Consider the following 14,614-nt stretch of genomic DNA (forward strand, 5'->3'; position numbering starts at 1 on the left):
GCCGCCCCTACCCGTCCCGTCCCTGGGGGCTGCCGCCCCCAGACCCCCGCTACGGCCCTGAAGGGGCCTCGTCCTCAAACGCCGGACGGGCTGAGTTGTGGCGGCCTGCGGTGGAAAGCTAGCGCCGGACCGGCTGAGTCGTGCCGGCCTGCGGTGGAAAGCTAGCGCCGGACGGGCTGAGTTGTGTTGGCCTGCGGTGGAGAGCGAGCGCCGGGCGGGTTGGGCTTTGGTGACCTGGGTGAATAAGCGATTTGCTTCTTTCCGCCCGCCTGACGTAACGTTGCATTCATCGACGCGGGGTGGAGCAGCTCGGTAGCTCGCTGGGCTCATAACCCAGAGGTCGCAGGTTCAAATCCTGTCCCCGCTACTGAAGGCCGAGGGCCGGAATCCGAAAGGGTTCCGGCCCTCGGTGTTTCTAGGGCGGCCCCTTTGATACGCCCGCCGCCTGGTACGCCGCTTGCTTCAGGAGTTTCGCGAGGTACGTGACGAAGCTCGGGTCGCTCTTGTATTGTCGTCGACCTTGCGCGAGTCCGGAGCCGCCCGCATCGCGTCGATGTCCCCCTTGGCCGGCAGCGGCAACGTGTCCGGGGGTCGGCAGTACCTTGAGGGTGACGTTCAGCCCCTCTGCCTTGAACTCGCCCTTGTCCAGGGCGACTTCGAGCGGCGCGACGCATTCCGTGCTCAGCGTTCCCGTCGCGATCGTCACCTTGCGCGTCTTGGGGAGGGCTGCGCGGAAAGGGCAAGCGGCCGGCAGCGGGCCGGGACGCGGGTGGGGGTGGGGGTGGCGCACGACGATATGACGGACTGACTGTCAGATTCGGGAAGCCCGTCGACGTCATGAGCCTGTACGCGGCACAGAGCCCCGGCGTCCACCTGATGAGGCGGTGCCGGGGCTCGTGGAGGACTTGCTACGCGCTCGCGCAGTTCGGGCACAGGCCGCGGTACGTCACCTCGACGTCCGAGACCGTGAAGCCGAAGCGCTCCGAGTCGGGGAGGTCGGCGAGGGGATTGCCGCCCGGGTGGACGTCGCGGATCTGGCCGCAGTTGGCGCAGACCAGGTGGTGGTGCGGGCGGTGTGCGTTCGGGTCGTAGCGCTTGGCGCGCTTGTCGGTGGAGACTTCGAGGACCTCGCCGAGTGAGACCAGCTCGCCCAGCGTGTTGTAGACCGTCGCCCGGGAGATCTCGGGCAGCTTGGCCACGGCGCGGGAGTGGACCTCGTCGGCGGTCAGGTGGACGTGGTCGCCGTTGAGCACTTCGGCCACGACGCGCCGCTGTGCGGTCATCCGCCATCCGCGTCCGCGCAGCCGCTCCAGTAGGTCACTCATGCAGGCCAGCTTAACAGCAGGGTGACCAGTTCCCGAATAGGTGTGACTTTGGAGAGGTGCTGGACTTGGACTCAGTCCAACCGCTCCTCAGGCCGGGACCTGCTGTCGTACGGGTGCCCAGCAGCGGATGATGTCGCGGACCGAGACGATGCCGGCGGGTTCGTCGCGGTCCAGGACGATCAGGTGGCGGAAGCCGCCGTGGGCCATGGCGCTGGCCGCCTGCTCCAGGGTCCAGGCCGGGGTGGCGAAGACGACGTCGGTGGTGGTGTGGGCGTGGGCGCGCTCGGTGTCCGGGTTCTGGCCGCGGCCGAGCGAGTTGAGGATGTCGCGTTCGGTGAGGATGCCGATGCCGCCGGCGTCCGGATCGAGGACCACGGCCGCGCCGACATGCCGCGACGACATCAGGGCGGCTGCCTGGCGGAGGGTGTGGGCGGGGCCGATGGTGAGAACCACCGTGCTCATGGCGTCGCGGACCAGCGGGGGATGCGACGTGGGATGCAGCATGGGATGAGCCACCTCCTAGTGGAATCCGCGTGGTTCACGGACCTTGGGTCCGTTAGTTACCGGATTCACAAGTTCACAAGTGGGGGGACTCTCAGAGTCGCAGGTAAAGCACGGGTCAACAAGAGGGCGCGTGCGGCCGGTTGGGGGCGTGTGCGGGCGTCTCGTGCTGCTCAGTAGCGCATGTTGAGATACCCCAGGAACTCGTCGTGCAGGATGCCGTTCGACGCGGCGGCGTTGCCGCTGTGCGGGCCCGGGCGGCCGTCGAGGCCTGTGAAGGTGCCGCCTGCCTCGGTGACGATGATCGCGGTGGCGGCCATGTCCCACAGGGAGAGTTCGGGTTCGGCGCAGATGTCGACCGAGCCCTCGGCGACCATCATGTAGGGCCAGAAGTCGCCGTACGCGCGCGTGCGCCACACCTCTCGGGTCAGGTCCAGGAAGCCGCCGAGACGGCCCTGGTCCTCCCAGCCGGTGAGTGAGGAGTACGCGAAGGACGCGTCCGTCAGCTTGGAGACCTGGGAGACGCGCAGCCGGGACGCGGAGGAGAGGCTGCGGCCGGTGTAGGCGCCGTGGCCCTTTGCTGCCCACCAGCGGCGGCCCAGCGCGGGCGCGGAGACCAGGCCGACGACGGGCTGGAAGCCGCCCTCCGCCGCCTCCATCAGGGAGATCAGCGTGGCCCAGACGGGGACGCCGCGTACGTAGTTCTTGGTGCCGTCGATCGGGTCGATCACCCAGCGGCGGGGACCGGTGCCCTCGATGCCGTACTCCTCGCCGAGGACCGCGTCGCGCGGGCGGGCGCGCTGCAGATGGCCGCGGATCAGTTCCTCGGCGGCCTTGTCCGCCTCGGTCACCGGAGTCATGTCCGGCTTGGTCTCGACCTTGAGATCGAGCGCCTTGAACCGGGCGGTCGTCGCGGCGTCGGCGGCGTCCGCGAGGACGTGGGCGAGGCGCAGGTCATCGTGATAGTCGGCCATGCGTGAACCGTATCTTCAGGGGTCGCGCCGGGGCTACAGGGTCCGGTGGGCGAAACGGGAGGTGGGGCACCGTCGCGTCCCTCCCTGAGCGGAACTCTCCCGTCAACTCCCGCGCGCGATGGCCGAAGTGCGCCCCCCGGCACCGCCGCGAACCCTTGACAGTGCTCGCGTGCGCGTCAAATCTGGGCGCAGAGCCGCTCGTCCCCGGGAGGCGAATGATGCCTGCAGCGCGGGAATCCCTGCTGGACGCCGCCTATACGGCGCTGGCACGCCGGTCGTGGTCCACCGTACGGATGGTGGACGTGGCCGCAGCCGCCGGAGTGTCCCGGCAGACGCTGTACAACGAGTTCGGGAGCAAGGAGGGGCTCGCGCGGGCGCTGGTCAGAAGGGAGGCCGACGGGTATCTCGTCGGCGTCGACCGGGCCCTCGGCGCCCATGCCGACGCCCGTGAGCGGCTGACCGCGACCGCCGAGTGGACCACGTCCGCGGCCCGCGAGAACGCGCTGGTACGGGCGATGCTCACCGGCTGCTGGAGCGAGCGGCTGCCCTCGCCGACCCTGTCCGCGGTGCCGTCCTCCTCCGCCGTACCGGCACAGCGCCGGGCCGACGGACCGCTGCCCTCGCCCGGCGACTTCGTGGCCGTCGTCCGCGACCGTGCCGTGGCCGCGCTCGTCGGTCCCGGGGTGGCCAAGCCGGACACCGCCGACCTGGCCCGCTCCTGCGAACTCGTCGTACGGCTCGCCCTGTCCTGCGTGGCGGCACCGCCGGGCGAAGGGGGCGTCGGTGAACTCGTGCGCAGCGCGCTGGGCCCGGCCAAATAACGTGCTGGGCCCAGCCAAGACATCGCTCGGCCCGGCCAAATGAATTCAGTGCGCGGAACCGGACAGTTGCAGTCCGATCACCCCGACGATGACGAAGCTGATCGACACGAGCTTCAGGGTCGACACCAGGTCGCCCAGGAAGGCCATGCCGTAGATCGCGGTGCCGGCCGCGCCGATGCCGGTCCACACGGCGTACGCGGGGCCCACGTCGAGTTTCTTCAGGGCGAGGGTGAGCAGGCCGAAGCTGCCCAGGGCGAAGGTGCAGAAGGCGACCGTCGGCCACAGGCGCGTGAAGCCGTGGGACAGCTTCAGGCAGACGGCGAACCCGGTCTCCAGAATTCCGGCCACGACAACCAGCAGCCACGCCATGTGCTGTCCTCCCGTTTGTCCGGCTCGGTGCGATTATGCACTTACCGAACTTGAGACCCCACAAACACGCGGTGGTCAGTCGCCGTCGGTTCGCTCACGGGTGGCCAGCAGGCGACGCAGGGAGTAGAGCCGCTGGGGGTCGGCGTGACAGTCGGCCACCCACTGGTCCAGCGCGCAGTCCGGCTCGTCGTGGCTGCACGCGCGCGGGCAGTTCTCCGTACCCGGCTCCAGGTCGGGGAACGCCTTGATCACCCGGGACGGGTCCACGTGGTGCAGGCCGAAGGAACGGACACCCGGGGTGTCGACGACCCAGCCGGAGTCGTCGGGCAGCGGGATCGCGCGTGCCGAGGTCGTGGTGTGCCGGCCGCGTCCGGTGACGGCGTTGACGATGCCGGTGCTGCGCCGCCGCTCCAGCGAGACCAGCGCGTTGACGAGGGTCGTCTTGCCGACACCGGAGTGCCCGACGAACGCGGTGATCTTGCCGTCCAGTTGCTTGCGGACGCGCTCCACCGCCGTGCCGTTCTCCAGCTCCTCGCGGCTCGTCACGACGTACGGGACGCCCAACGCGCCGTACAGCTCCAGGAGTTCCTCGGGTGACGCCAGGTCCGACTTGGTCAGGACGAGCAGCGGGTCGAGGCCGCCGTCGTAGGCCGCGACCAGGCAGCGGTCGATGAGGCGCGGGCGTGGTTCGGGGTCGGCGAGGGCGGTGACGATGGCGAGCTGGTCGGCGTTGGCGACGACCACGCGCTCGTACGGGTCGTCGTCGTCGGCCGTGCGGCGCAGCACCGAGGTGCGCGGCTCGATGCGGACGATACGGGCGAGGGTGTCCTTGTCGCCGGACAGGTCGCCGATGATCGCGACCCGGTCGCCGACGACCGCGGCCTTCCGGCCCAGTTCGCGGGCCTTGATCGCCATCACGACCCGGTCCTCGACCAGGCAGGTCAGGCGGCCCCGGTCGACGGTGAGGACCATGCCCTCGACCGCTTCCTCGTGCTTGGGGCGGATGTTCGTACGCGGCCGGTTGCCCTTGCGGTTCGGGCGCTGGCGGATGTCGTCCTCGTCGGTGTTCTTGCCGTAGCGACGCATGGCGTGAGTCCCCTACGCCCCGTCGCTCCCGAGCATCCCGGCCCACAGGTCGGGGAAGTCCGGCAAGGTCTTCGCGGTCGTCGCCACGTTCTCGATCTGCACGCCCTCGACCGCGAGGCCGATGATCGCGCCTGCGGTGGCCATGCGGTGGTCCTCGTAGGTGTGGAAGATCCCGCCGTGCAGGCGGCGCGGGCGGATGTGCAGACCGTCGGCGGTCTCGGTCACATCGCCGCCCAGCTCGTTGATCTCCTTGGTGAGCGCGGCCAGCCGGTCCGTCTCGTGCAGGCGCAGGTGGGAGACGCCCCGGAGCGTGGACGGGGAGTCCGCGAGGGCGGCGACCGCCGCGATGCCGGGGGTCAGTTCGCCGACCTCGCTCAGGTCCACATCGATACCGTGGATCGCACCCGAACCGGTGAACTCCAGCCCGTACTCGGTCAGTTCGCAGGAACCACCCATCTCGGTGAAGATCTCCCGCAGCCGGTCACCGGGCTGCGTCGTCCGCGCCGGCCAGTCCGGTACGACGACCTTGCCGCCGGCCACCAGCGCCGCCGCGAGGAACGGCTGCGCGTTCGACAGATCCGGCTCGATGGTCAGGTCCCGGCCCAGCAGGGCGCCCGGAGTCACCCGCCAGACGTCGGGCTCGCCGCCCGACTCCGGGGTGTCCACCTGGGCGCCGACCGCGCGCAGCATGTCGACCGTCATCCGGATGTGGGGCATCGAGGGGAGGGAGGAGCCGATGTGGCGGACCTCTACGCCCTGGTTGAAGCGCGGGCCGGAGAGGAGCAGGGCGCTCACGAACTGGGACGACGACGAGGCGTCGATCTCCACCGGGCCGCCGTCCAGCGCGCCCCCGCCCTGCACGGTCAATGGCAGCGCGCCCCGGCCGTCGTCGTCGATCCGGGCGCCGAGGACGCGCAGGGCGTCGATCACGCCGTTCAGGGGGCGTTCGTACGACCTCGGGTCGCCGTCGAAGCGGATGGGGCCGTCGGCCAGGGCGGCGACGGGGGGGAGGAAGCGCATCACGGTGCCCGCGTTGCCGACGTCCACCGTGGCCGGGCCGTGCAGGCCGGACGGGATGACCCGCCAGAACTCTCCGGAGCCCTTCTCTGTGCCTACGCCTTCCTCGATGCCTACGCCCATGGCGCGCAGGGCGGCTGCCATCAGGAGGGTGTCCCGGGAGCGGAGGGGGCGGCGGAGCCAGCCCGGTTCGCTGGCGAGGGAGGCGAGGACGAGGGCGCGGTTGGTGACGGACTTGGACCCCGGGACGTGGACCGTCGCGTCGACGGCTCCGCGCGCGGTGGGGGCGGGCCAAAGGGCGGTTTCGTTCGGGGCCATGGGCCCCACTGTATAAGTACGTCGTCTTTCGGGTGCTGCGCCGTTGGGGCTGGTCGCGCCCGCACGGCGGAGCCGCAAATTAGATACAGCCCCGCGCCCCTGACGCCTGCCCCTTCGGGGCTTGTCACAGCTCCAACAACCACCTGCCGCCGCCTATCAGCGAGCAGAGTGACACCAAGTGGAACAGGAACAGCCACAAGCCTGCCGGTACGTGCGTCAGGCGGGCCAGTTGGTCCGCGTCCGAGTCTCCCGCTCCGCCCCTTGACCTCTTGGCCTGGAGTTCGAACGCGGGGCGTACGCCACCCAGCAACAGGAACCACACCACCGCGTACGCGAACGCCGCCTGTACCTGTGGACCCGTCAGCCAGGACACCAGGAGGAAGGCCGCGCCGCTGAGGATGACCGTGAGGGCGCCGTAGGCGTTGCGGATCATCACCAGCATGGCTATCAGCAGCAGGGTGGACAGCCACAACAAGAGCGTGATGTGGCCGGCGCCCAGGAGGGCGGCGCCGCCGAGGCCCAGGAGTGGGGGAGCGGTGTAGCCGGCCGCCGCGGTGAGGATCATGCCGAGGCCGTGCGGCTTGCCGCGGCTGACGGTGAGGCCGCTGGTGTCGGAGTGCAGGCGGATGCCGGTGAGGGTGCGGCCGGTGAGCAGGGCCACCAGGCCGTGGCCGCCCTCGTGGGCGATGGTGATGGCGTTGCGGGAGACGCGCCACGGGCCGTGCGGGACGACCACGGCCAGCGCGGCGACCATGGTGGCGATCACCACCCACAGATCCGGGTCGGGCTGGCTGCCGAAGACCTCGTCCCAGAGGGCGGGTATCGAGGCGATTGCGGTGCTTTCCATTGGCGGCGGAGGCTCCCGTGGGTGTCGTCGAATCTGGCAGTCTGGCACGTATGTGCGGACGGTATGCAGCGAGTCGTGGGCCCGAGGATCTCGCAGGAGTCTTTGAGATCGAGAAGTGGGAGCCCGAGGAGGTTCTGGCCCCCGACTACAACGTGGCCCCGACCAAAGAGGTCTATGCAGTCCTCGACCGTCCACTTAAGGACGCCGACAGTCCTGCGCCGGTTCGCCAGCTGCGGAAGCTGAAGTGGGGACTGGTGCCGAGCTGGTCGAAGACCCCCGAGGGCGCCGCCCGGATGATCAACGCCCGTGCGGAGACCGTGCACGAGAAACCGTCGTACCGTCGCGCCTTCTCGACCCGGCGCTGCATCATCCCCGCCGACGGCTACTACGAGTGGGTCACCGCCAAGGACGAGCGGGAGCTGGAGGTCGAGGGCAAGAAGAAGCGGCAGCGCAAGCAGCCCTACTTCGTGCTTCCCGCCGACGGGTCGGTCTTCGCGATGGCCGGGCTGTACGAGTTCTGGCGGGACCGGACCCTGCCCGACGACCATCCGCTGGCCTGGTGGGTCACCTGCTCGGTGATCACCACCGAGGCGGAGACGACCCCGCTGGCGGTCGCCCCGGCCGAGGGGCCGCACGCGCTGGCCGACATCCATCCCCGGATGCCCCTGATGCTCACCCCGGACCGCTGGGACTCCTGGCTCGACCCCTCCCGCACCGACCCCGACGACCTGCGCGAGCTGCTCGCCCCGCCGCCCGCCGGGCTGATGCGCGCGTACCCGGTGTCCACGGCCGTCAGCAACGTCCGCAACAACGGACCGGAGCTGCTGAAGGAGCTGGAGGGGCCCGAGGAGGGCACACTCTTCTGATGTGACTTCCAGTGCGACTTCCGATGTGACCTCCAGCGAGATCATCGAGACCGACGCGGGGGACGCCCGCATCACTTGGTGCAAGGCAAAGAAGGCGCGGCTCGTCCTCGCCGTCAGTCATGGCGCCGGCGGTGGTATCGAGGCGCGGGATCTCCAGGCCCTCGCCGCTGTCCTCCCCGCGCACGGCGTCACCGTCGCGCTGGTCGAGCAGCCCTGGCGGGTCGCCGGGAAGAAGGTGGCGCCCGCGCCGAAGACGCTCGACGTGGGGTGGCGGGGGATCTGGGCGGCCGTCGCGAAGCCGGGTCTGCCGGTGGTCTCCGGGGGCCGTAGCGCCGGAGCGCGCGTGGCCTGTCGTACGGCCACGGAGCTGGGCGCCGCCGCCGTCCTCGCCCTGAGTTTCCCGCTGCACCCGCCCGGCAGGCCGGAGAGGTCACGGGCCGACGAGCTGCTCGGGTCCGGGGTGCCCACGCTTGTCGTGCAGGGCGGGAACGACCCCTTCGGGAAACCGGCGGAGTTCCCGGAGGGCGACTTCGAACTGGTCGAGGTGCCGTACGGCGATCATGGGTTCGCGGTGCCGAAGCGGGCGGAGACCGGTCAGGACCGGGCCCTGGAGATCATCACGGGGCACGTGGTGGAGTGGACTCGAACACTCGGGTAAGGGCGGGAATGCCGGGCCCCTTACCACTGTTGTGGCGGGTGTAGACAGTCGTAGAAAGGAAGTCCGCCGCATGGGTTCGACCTTCTGCCCACCCGTCTCCCGCCACCACCCCGTGGACGGGCTGCGCCCGGCAGAGTCTGATGGGGCCCGCAGCAGCCGCTCCGATCTGGAGTGGTCGGTGCTGCATGCGGCCAAGGCCACCCCTATTGGGGCGGCGGGCGGACCGGATCGTCGTCTATCCTCCGATTCTGGTGGTACCGGCTTCGGTGCTGCCCGGAATCTTGAGGAGGTGGGTCCGGTTCCCGGTACCGACGCAGGGACCGAACACGGCCAGGCGGAGCAGCCCGAGGGCCAGGGCACGAGCACGGAGTCCACGGCGGAGCGCAGTGCGCGCTTCGAGCGGGACGCGCTCGAATTCCTCGACCAGATGTACTCGGCCGCGCTGCGCATGACCCGTAATCCGGCCGACGCCGAGGACCTGGTGCAGGAGACGTACGCCAAGGCGTACGCGTCCTTCCACCAGTTCCGTGAGGGCACCAACCTCAAGGCGTGGCTGTACCGGATTCTCACCAACACGTTCATCAACTCGTACCGCAAGAAGCAGCGTGAACCCCAGCGCTCCGCGGCCGAGGAGATCGAGGACTGGCAGCTCGCGCGTGCCGAGTCGCACATGTCGACCGGTCTGCGCTCCGCCGAGTCGCAGGCGCTCGACCACCTGCCCGACTCGGACGTGAAGGAAGCGCTGCAGGCGATCCCCGAGGAATTCCGCATCGCCGTCTATCTCGCGGATGTAGAGGGCTTTGCGTACAAGGAGATCGCGGACATCATGGGGACACCCATCGGTACGGTGATGTCCCGGCTGCACCGGGGCCGCCGTCAACTGCGCGGCATGCTCGAGGACTACGCGCGTGACCGCGGACTGGTCCCGGCCGGTGCCGGAGAGTCGAACGAAGCGAAAGGCTCGGGCTCATGAGCTGCGGAGAGCCGCACGAAACGGACTGCAGTGAGGTCCTCGACCATCTCTACGAGTTCCTCGACAGAGAGATGCCGGACGCGGACTGCACCAAGTTCGAGGTGCACTTCGAGGAGTGCTCGCCCTGCCTGGAGAAGTACGGCCTGGAGCAGGCCGTGAAGAAGCTCGTCAAGCGGTGCTGCGGGCAGGACGACGTGCCCTCCGACCTGCGCTCCAAGGTCATGGGCCGGCTGGAGATGATCCGGTCGGGGCAGATCGTGCCCGAGCATGATGTGACGGCCTCTCCGCAGGAGTCCTGAACGCGGATTCCCTTGGGGGAACGGGCTGTCGTCACTCGAACGTGCTAATCCGCGGGTGATACGCCCGCGTGCCTCCCCTGATCGCCCTAGGCTCCTCGGCCTGGACAGGCATGGTCGGGGGAAGGGCGTCAGCCATGGAGGCGACACCGGCACGGGCACGTGCGTACGTGGTCTGTGCCGTCCTCGGCGCCCTGTTCTGTCTGCGCCCGCTGCCGACCGTCCACGCACCCTGGTGGGCGGTCGCGCTGTTGGCCGCGCTCTACGCCGGCTGCGAGCAGATCGCCCGGCGCCGGTTCGCGGGCACCTTCTACCCGGTGCTGCTCGCCGCCGCCTTCCTCCTGCCACCGCCCGCCGCCGCGCTCGTACCGGTGCCGGGCGCGCTGTTCTCCCGGGTCGAACAGGGCTCGCCCTGGCTGCGGCGGAGCTGGCGGGCCGCGCAGCTCGCGCTGGGCGTCTGGGCGGCGGCACGCGTGCACTGGGCGCTGGGCGGGCGGAACGCCGTCGTCGCCTCCGACTTCCCGTACGCGCTGGTGCCCGCCCTGGCCGCCGTGCTCGCCTTCTGCCTGGTCCTCACCGTGCTCGACGGCGGGATCCTCGCGCTGGCCGAGCGGGTGCCGGTACGACGGGCCTGGCGAGGGCTGTTCCTACGGTCCCTGGCGCCGATCGGTGTGCACGGGCTCGCCGGGCTGATGATGGCCGTCCTGTGGCGCAGCCCCTATGGCCCCGTCGCCGCGCTGCTCGTGCTGTTGCCGATGGGGGTGTCCTGGTGGGTGTTCGCCCAGTACCACCGGGAGCGTGCCGCCCATCAGGCCACCATCCGCGCGCTCGTCCAGGCCGTCGACATCAAGGACGGGTACACCCGCGGGCACAGTGAGCGGGTCGGGCAGGCGTCGATGATGATCGCGCGGGAGCTGGGCATGGACGACTCGCGGGTCGAACTGCTCCGCTTCGCCGGGATCCTGCACGACGTCGGGAAGCTGGGCGTTCCCACGCGGTTGCTGCGCAAGGACGGGCCGCTCACTCCCGAGGAGCGGCGGGTGATCGAACTGCATCCCGAGTACGGGCACGAGATGGTGCGCGGCATCGGTTTTCTGGGGGAGGCCCGTGCGGCTGTCCTGCACCACCACGAACGGTTGGACGGGAGCGGGTATCCGTACGGGCTGTTGGGGAGTCAGATCCCGGAGTCCGCGCGGGTCGTCGCTGTGGCCGATGCCTTCGACGCGATGACGTCCACTCGGTCCTATCGACGGGCTCGGCCTGTGTCAGTGGCGCTGGAGGAACTGTCGCGCTGTGCCGGTACGCAGTTCGACCCCTTGATGGTTCGGGCGTTGGTGCGGGCCCTTGGGCGGTGTGGGTGGCATCCGGCGGTGACGGCTGACGAGGTCCAGTCGTCCATTGTCCTCCCACCCGCTCCGCCCGTTTCCAGTGTGTTGAGGGGTTGACGAAATGCCTTCCCCCCAAACCCCCTTCATCCTCACCCTCATCCACACCTCCGCCGCCCTCCTCGCCACCACCTCCCTCACCCTCACCCTCTGGACCGGCCTCGAAGAACGCGGAGTCGCCCTCGCCTTCGGAGTCCTCGTCGCCGTAGGGGAGTTGAGCCGATGGAACGGGACGACCGGTCTCCGGGAGACCGCGCCGCTCGGCGCCGCCGCAGCCCTCTCCTACGCCCTGCTCGGCGCCGACGCCGGGCAGCCCACCCACCACGGCGCCTTCCAGGTCGTCGCCGTCGTCCTCGCCGCCTCCCTCGTCGGCTGTGTGCCGCACATCGCGCGCGGCCAGAGCGGTACGCCGGACCACATGGCGCGCCGCGTCCTGACCGTCGGCTTCGCGGCCGTCTGCTTCCAACCCCTGTACAACCAGGGGGTGTTCCGGCACTGGGGCGGGCCCGCCTACGCTCTGCTCCTGCTCGCGCTGCTCTCCCTCACCGCGCTCTGCGACGCCGTGCTCGCCGCCGCGCTCGCGCACTCCCGTACGGGCTGGCCGTTCGGGCCGCTGCTGCGGGACGAGCTGCGGGGCATGCCCGGTATCGGGTCCGCGGTGTGCGCGACGGGCGCGGTGATGGCGCTAGCGGTGGCCGTCGTGGGGCTGTGGGCGCTGCCCGTGTTCTCCGTGCCACTGCTGCTGACCCAGCTGTCGTTCCGGCGGTACGCGGCCGTACGGACCACCTACCGGCAGACCATCGCCTCCCTCGCCCGCTCCACCGAGATAGCCGGTTACACCCCGGTCGGGCACGCCCGCCGGGTCGCCGCGCTCTGTCAGGCGGTCGGGCGGGACCTGGGGCTGTCCGAGCCCGACCTGACCGTCCTGGAGTACGCGGCCCTGATGCACGACATCGGCCAGCTCAGCCTCGTCGACCCGGTACCGGCCGGGGCCACCTCCGTACTCCCGGCGGAGGAGCAGCGGCGGATAGCGCTGCTCGGCGGGGCCGTCGTACGGCAGACCGGGGTGAGTCCTCAGGTGGCGGCCGTCGTGGAGCGGCAGGCCGACCCGTGCCGGGAACAGCCGGTTTCCGCGCGGATCGTCCGGGCCGTGAACGCGTACGAGGAGAAAACCCGGGCAGGCGGCCCCGGCGGGCCGCTGCGGGCGCTGGAGGAGCTGCGCCTCGGGACCGCCGGGGACTACGCTCCCGAGGTCGTGGAAGCGCTGGCCCGGGTACTGTCCCGGGACTGTCTGACCTTGCCTTCGGCTGGGTAACCCATGGGTAATGAGCGCCCTCCCAGCCGCACGTGGTTGGATGCGAAGAAGAGGGTGTCCGGGGGCAGAGCCAGCCCACTGAACGGAACTGGCAGGCGGGAATCGTGAGGATCTTCGGCAAGGGACGGCACCGGCCCTCCGCCTCCTGGCGGCAGGCCACAGACCGCGCGTTCACGCTGATCGGCGACGGTCGGTACGAGGACGCGGGCGCGCTGCTGACACGGGCCGCCGATCTGGAGCCCTGGCTGTCCGAGTCCTGGTTCAATCTCGCCCTCCTCCACAAGTTCCGGCACGACTGGGAGCAGGCCCGTGCGGCCGGGCTCCGTGCCGTGGCGCTGCTCGACCGGGAGGCCGGCGCACCTGACTGGTGGAACGTGGGCATCGCGGCCACCGCCCTCCAGGACTGGCCGCTGGCCCGGCGGGCCTGGCAGGCGTACGGGCTGCGGGTGCCCGGCGGGGTCACCGCGGCGGGTGAGCCGGCCGGCATGGACCTCGGCAGCGCGGCCGTGCGGCTGTCGCCGGAGGGCGAGGCCGAGGTGGTGTGGGGGCGGCGGCTGGATCCGGCGCGGATCGAGGTGCTGTCGATTCCGCTTCCCTCGTCCGGGCGACGCTGGGGCGAGGTCGTGCTGCACGACGGGGTGCCGCACGGGGAGCGGACCACGGCGGCCGGGCATTCGTACCCCGTCTTCGACGAGATCGAGTTGTGGGCGCCGTCCCCTGTGCCGACGTGGGTGGTGCTGCTGGAGGCTGCCGCCGAGGCCGACCGGGATGCGCTGGAGCAGTTGGCGGCGGATGCGGGGTTCGCGGCGGAGGACTGGTCTTCCTCGGTACGGTTGCTGTGCCGGATGTGTTCTGAGTCCCGGATGCCTTCCGATGAGGGGGACGGGGAGCATCTTGATCCGCACGATCACAGTGAGCCGGGGCATCCTGGGCCTTTGGGGCATCGGACGGACGGGATGTTGTGGGTGCCGGAGCGGGAGTGTGGGCTTGCGGCGCCGGCGTCGCTGGTGCGGGGGTTGTTGGACGGGTGGGTTGCCGACAGCCCTGATTCCCGGGACTGGCGGGATCTGGAAGAGGTCTGCTGAGGCCGGTGGTCGGGTGCGGGTCCGTCGTGGCTGGTCGCGCAGTTCCCCGCGCCCCTAAAAGCATCCACGTACCCTGTACGTGCAACATCTCCCCCCGTTTTACCTAGGAAGGCTTACGTCCGTCATGGCGCAGCAGGACACCGATCAGCAGCACGTGGGCGTGCTCCCCGTGGATGACGAGGGCTTTGTCGTCGACACCTCGGAGACCGAGGAGCGTGAGGCGGCCTGGCGGGAGCGGGGGGTCTCGCGGGCGATCACGGTCGTGGGGAATCCGGTGCTGCACAAGGAGTGCGCGGACGTCACCGAGTTCGGTGCGGACCTGGAGACGCTGGTGGCGGACATGTTCGCCTCGCAGCGCACCGCCGAGGGGGTCGGCCTCGCCGCCAACCAGATCGGCGTCGGCCTGAAGGTCTTCGTCTACGACTGCCAGGACGACGAGGGCAAGCGGCACGTCGGTGTCGTCTGCAACCCGAAGCCGGTCGACCTGCCCGCCGACAAGCGGCATCTGGACGAGAGCAACGAGGGGTGTCTGTCCGTGCCGACCGCGTACGCGCCGCTCGCCCGGCCCGACTACGCCGAGGTGACCGGGCAGGACGAGCGGGGCAACCCGATCAAGGTGCGCGGCACCGGCTACTTCGCACGGTGTCTTCAGCACGAGACCGACCACCTCTACGGCTACCTCTACATCGACCGGCTCTCCAAGCGCGACCGCAAGGACGCGCTGCGGCAGATGGCGGAGAACGAGCCGCGCTACCCCGTGGTCGCCAACGACTGACCC

At 70.3% G+C, this 14,614-nt stretch carries 17 protein-coding genes and 1 tRNA gene; 10 read left to right on the top strand and 8 right to left on the bottom strand.

The window, feature by feature from the left end; all coding sequences use genetic code 11:
• Window positions 1–293 precede the first annotated feature (293 nt).
• Window positions 294–367, top strand: a tRNA-Met gene (locus tag ACIQBL_RS04185).
• A 48-nt stretch (window positions 368–415) separates the two neighbouring features.
• Here ACIQBL_RS04185 and ACIQBL_RS04190 read toward each other — a convergent pair.
• The 4 genes from ACIQBL_RS04190 to hisN form a co-directional block, all read right to left on the bottom strand.
• The gene (locus ACIQBL_RS04190) at window positions 416–706 is read right to left on the bottom strand and encodes a hypothetical protein (protein ID WP_401936527.1); all 291 of its coding nucleotides are present in this window, start codon (window positions 704–706) and stop codon (window positions 416–418) included.
• A gap of 202 nt (window positions 707–908) precedes the next feature.
• A complete protein-coding gene (locus tag ACIQBL_RS04195; protein WP_401936529.1) occupies window positions 909–1,325 on the bottom strand; it encodes a Fur family transcriptional regulator in 417 nt (138 codons plus the stop codon).
• 87 nt (window positions 1,326–1,412) lie between these two features.
• Entirely contained in the window at window positions 1,413–1,829 is a 417-nt protein-coding gene (locus ACIQBL_RS04200) for a cyclic nucleotide-binding/CBS domain-containing protein (protein WP_401936531.1), read from the bottom strand.
• Between the two features lie 170 nt (window positions 1,830–1,999).
• Window positions 2,000–2,800, bottom strand: coding sequence for a histidinol-phosphatase (hisN, locus tag ACIQBL_RS04205; protein ID WP_401936533.1), 801 nt, complete (start codon window positions 2,798–2,800; stop codon window positions 2,000–2,002).
• A 215-nt stretch (window positions 2,801–3,015) separates the two neighbouring features.
• Between hisN and ACIQBL_RS04210 the strand changes: the two genes are divergently transcribed.
• Window positions 3,016–3,621 carry a TetR/AcrR family transcriptional regulator gene (locus tag ACIQBL_RS04210; RefSeq protein ID WP_401936536.1) on the top strand — a complete coding sequence of 202 codons (606 nt, stop codon included), beginning with the start codon at window positions 3,016–3,018 and terminating at the stop codon, window positions 3,619–3,621.
• Between the two features lie 45 nt (window positions 3,622–3,666).
• Here the strand turns inward: ACIQBL_RS04210 and ACIQBL_RS04215 are convergent, their stop codons facing one another.
• From ACIQBL_RS04215 to ACIQBL_RS04230, 4 genes are all read right to left on the bottom strand, one after another.
• Complete coding sequence (locus ACIQBL_RS04215; protein ID WP_401936539.1) at window positions 3,667–3,990, bottom strand: DMT family transporter; 324 nt, start codon at window positions 3,988–3,990, stop codon at window positions 3,667–3,669.
• Window positions 3,991–4,065: 75 nt separating this feature from the next.
• On the bottom strand, window positions 4,066–5,076 hold the full coding sequence (rsgA, locus tag ACIQBL_RS04220) for a ribosome small subunit-dependent GTPase A (protein ID WP_401936542.1): 1,011 nt from the start codon (window positions 5,074–5,076) through the stop codon (window positions 4,066–4,068).
• A 12-nt stretch (window positions 5,077–5,088) separates the two neighbouring features.
• Window positions 5,089–6,411 carry a 3-phosphoshikimate 1-carboxyvinyltransferase gene (gene aroA, locus ACIQBL_RS04225; RefSeq protein WP_401936543.1) on the bottom strand — a complete coding sequence of 441 codons (1,323 nt, stop codon included), beginning with the start codon at window positions 6,409–6,411 and terminating at the stop codon, window positions 5,089–5,091.
• Between the two features lie 124 nt (window positions 6,412–6,535).
• A complete protein-coding gene (locus ACIQBL_RS04230) occupies window positions 6,536–7,258 on the bottom strand; it encodes a M50 family metallopeptidase (RefSeq protein ID WP_401936546.1) in 723 nt (240 codons plus the stop codon).
• A 50-nt stretch (window positions 7,259–7,308) separates the two neighbouring features.
• Here ACIQBL_RS04230 and ACIQBL_RS04235 point away from each other — a divergent pair, with 50 nt between their 5' ends.
• The 8 genes from ACIQBL_RS04235 (at window position 7,309) to def (ending at window position 14,611) form a co-directional block, all read left to right on the top strand.
• Window positions 7,309–8,124, top strand: a complete 816-nt coding sequence (locus ACIQBL_RS04235) for an SOS response-associated peptidase (RefSeq protein WP_401936548.1) — start codon at window positions 7,309–7,311, stop codon at window positions 8,122–8,124.
• Between the two features lies 1 nt (window position 8,125).
• A complete protein-coding gene (locus ACIQBL_RS04240; protein ID WP_401936550.1) occupies window positions 8,126–8,782 on the top strand; it encodes an alpha/beta family hydrolase in 657 nt (218 codons plus the stop codon).
• 289 nt (window positions 8,783–9,071) lie between these two features.
• Window positions 9,072–9,755: an RNA polymerase sigma factor SigR gene (sigR, locus tag ACIQBL_RS04245; RefSeq protein WP_019072149.1), complete on the top strand. Its 684-nt coding sequence runs from the start codon at window positions 9,072–9,074 to the stop codon at window positions 9,753–9,755.
• Window positions 9,752–10,054, top strand: coding sequence for a mycothiol system anti-sigma-R factor (gene rsrA / locus ACIQBL_RS04250; protein WP_401936553.1), 303 nt, complete (start codon window positions 9,752–9,754; stop codon window positions 10,052–10,054). Before sigR ends, rsrA begins: the two co-directional genes overlap by 4 nt.
• Before the next feature lie 134 nt (window positions 10,055–10,188).
• On the top strand, window positions 10,189–11,496 hold the full coding sequence (locus ACIQBL_RS04255) for an HD-GYP domain-containing protein (RefSeq protein ID WP_401936555.1): 1,308 nt from the start codon (window positions 10,189–10,191) through the stop codon (window positions 11,494–11,496).
• A 4-nt stretch (window positions 11,497–11,500) separates the two neighbouring features.
• Window positions 11,501–12,751 (top strand): HD-GYP domain-containing protein, encoded by a 1,251-nt coding sequence (locus ACIQBL_RS04260; RefSeq protein WP_401936558.1) that lies wholly within the window; start codon window positions 11,501–11,503, stop codon window positions 12,749–12,751.
• Between the two features lie 104 nt (window positions 12,752–12,855).
• Window positions 12,856–13,836, top strand: coding sequence for a tetratricopeptide repeat protein (locus tag ACIQBL_RS04265; protein WP_401936560.1), 981 nt, complete (start codon window positions 12,856–12,858; stop codon window positions 13,834–13,836).
• Window positions 13,837–13,960: 124 nt separating this feature from the next.
• Window positions 13,961–14,611, top strand: a complete 651-nt coding sequence (def, locus tag ACIQBL_RS04270) for a peptide deformylase (RefSeq protein WP_401936563.1) — start codon at window positions 13,961–13,963, stop codon at window positions 14,609–14,611.
• Window positions 14,612–14,614 lie beyond the last annotated feature (3 nt).

This window comes from Streptomyces sp. NPDC088350, from assembly GCF_044753545.1.
In the GTDB taxonomy this organism is placed as follows: Bacteria; Actinomycetota; Actinomycetes; order Streptomycetales; family Streptomycetaceae; genus Streptomyces.

Coding starts and splice junctions, on each gene's coding strand:
- ACIQBL_RS04210 (WP_401936536.1), top strand. CDS start 3,016: ATGATGCCTGCAGCGCGGGAATCCCTGCTGGACGCCGCCTATACGGCG.
- ACIQBL_RS04200 (WP_401936531.1), bottom strand. CDS start 1,829: ATGCTGCATCCCACGTCGCATCCCCCGCTGGTCCGCGACGCCATGAGC.
- ACIQBL_RS04195 (WP_401936529.1), bottom strand. CDS start 1,325: ATGAGTGACCTACTGGAGCGGCTGCGCGGACGCGGATGGCGGATGACC.
- rsgA (WP_401936542.1), bottom strand. CDS start 5,076: ATGCGTCGCTACGGCAAGAACACCGACGAGGACGACATCCGCCAGCGC.
- def (WP_401936563.1), top strand. CDS start 13,961: ATGGCGCAGCAGGACACCGATCAGCAGCACGTGGGCGTGCTCCCCGTG.
- ACIQBL_RS04235 (WP_401936548.1), top strand. CDS start 7,309: ATGTGCGGACGGTATGCAGCGAGTCGTGGGCCCGAGGATCTCGCAGGA.
- ACIQBL_RS04260 (WP_401936558.1), top strand. CDS start 11,501: ATGCCTTCCCCCCAAACCCCCTTCATCCTCACCCTCATCCACACCTCC.
- aroA (WP_401936543.1), bottom strand. CDS start 6,411: ATGGCCCCGAACGAAACCGCCCTTTGGCCCGCCCCCACCGCGCGCGGA.
- hisN (WP_401936533.1), bottom strand. CDS start 2,800: ATGGCCGACTATCACGATGACCTGCGCCTCGCCCACGTCCTCGCGGAC.
- ACIQBL_RS04230 (WP_401936546.1), bottom strand. CDS start 7,258: ATGGAAAGCACCGCAATCGCCTCGATACCCGCCCTCTGGGACGAGGTC.
- ACIQBL_RS04215 (WP_401936539.1), bottom strand. CDS start 3,990: ATGGCGTGGCTGCTGGTTGTCGTGGCCGGAATTCTGGAGACCGGGTTC.
- rsrA (WP_401936553.1), top strand. CDS start 9,752: ATGAGCTGCGGAGAGCCGCACGAAACGGACTGCAGTGAGGTCCTCGAC.
- ACIQBL_RS04255 (WP_401936555.1), top strand. CDS start 10,189: ATGGAGGCGACACCGGCACGGGCACGTGCGTACGTGGTCTGTGCCGTC.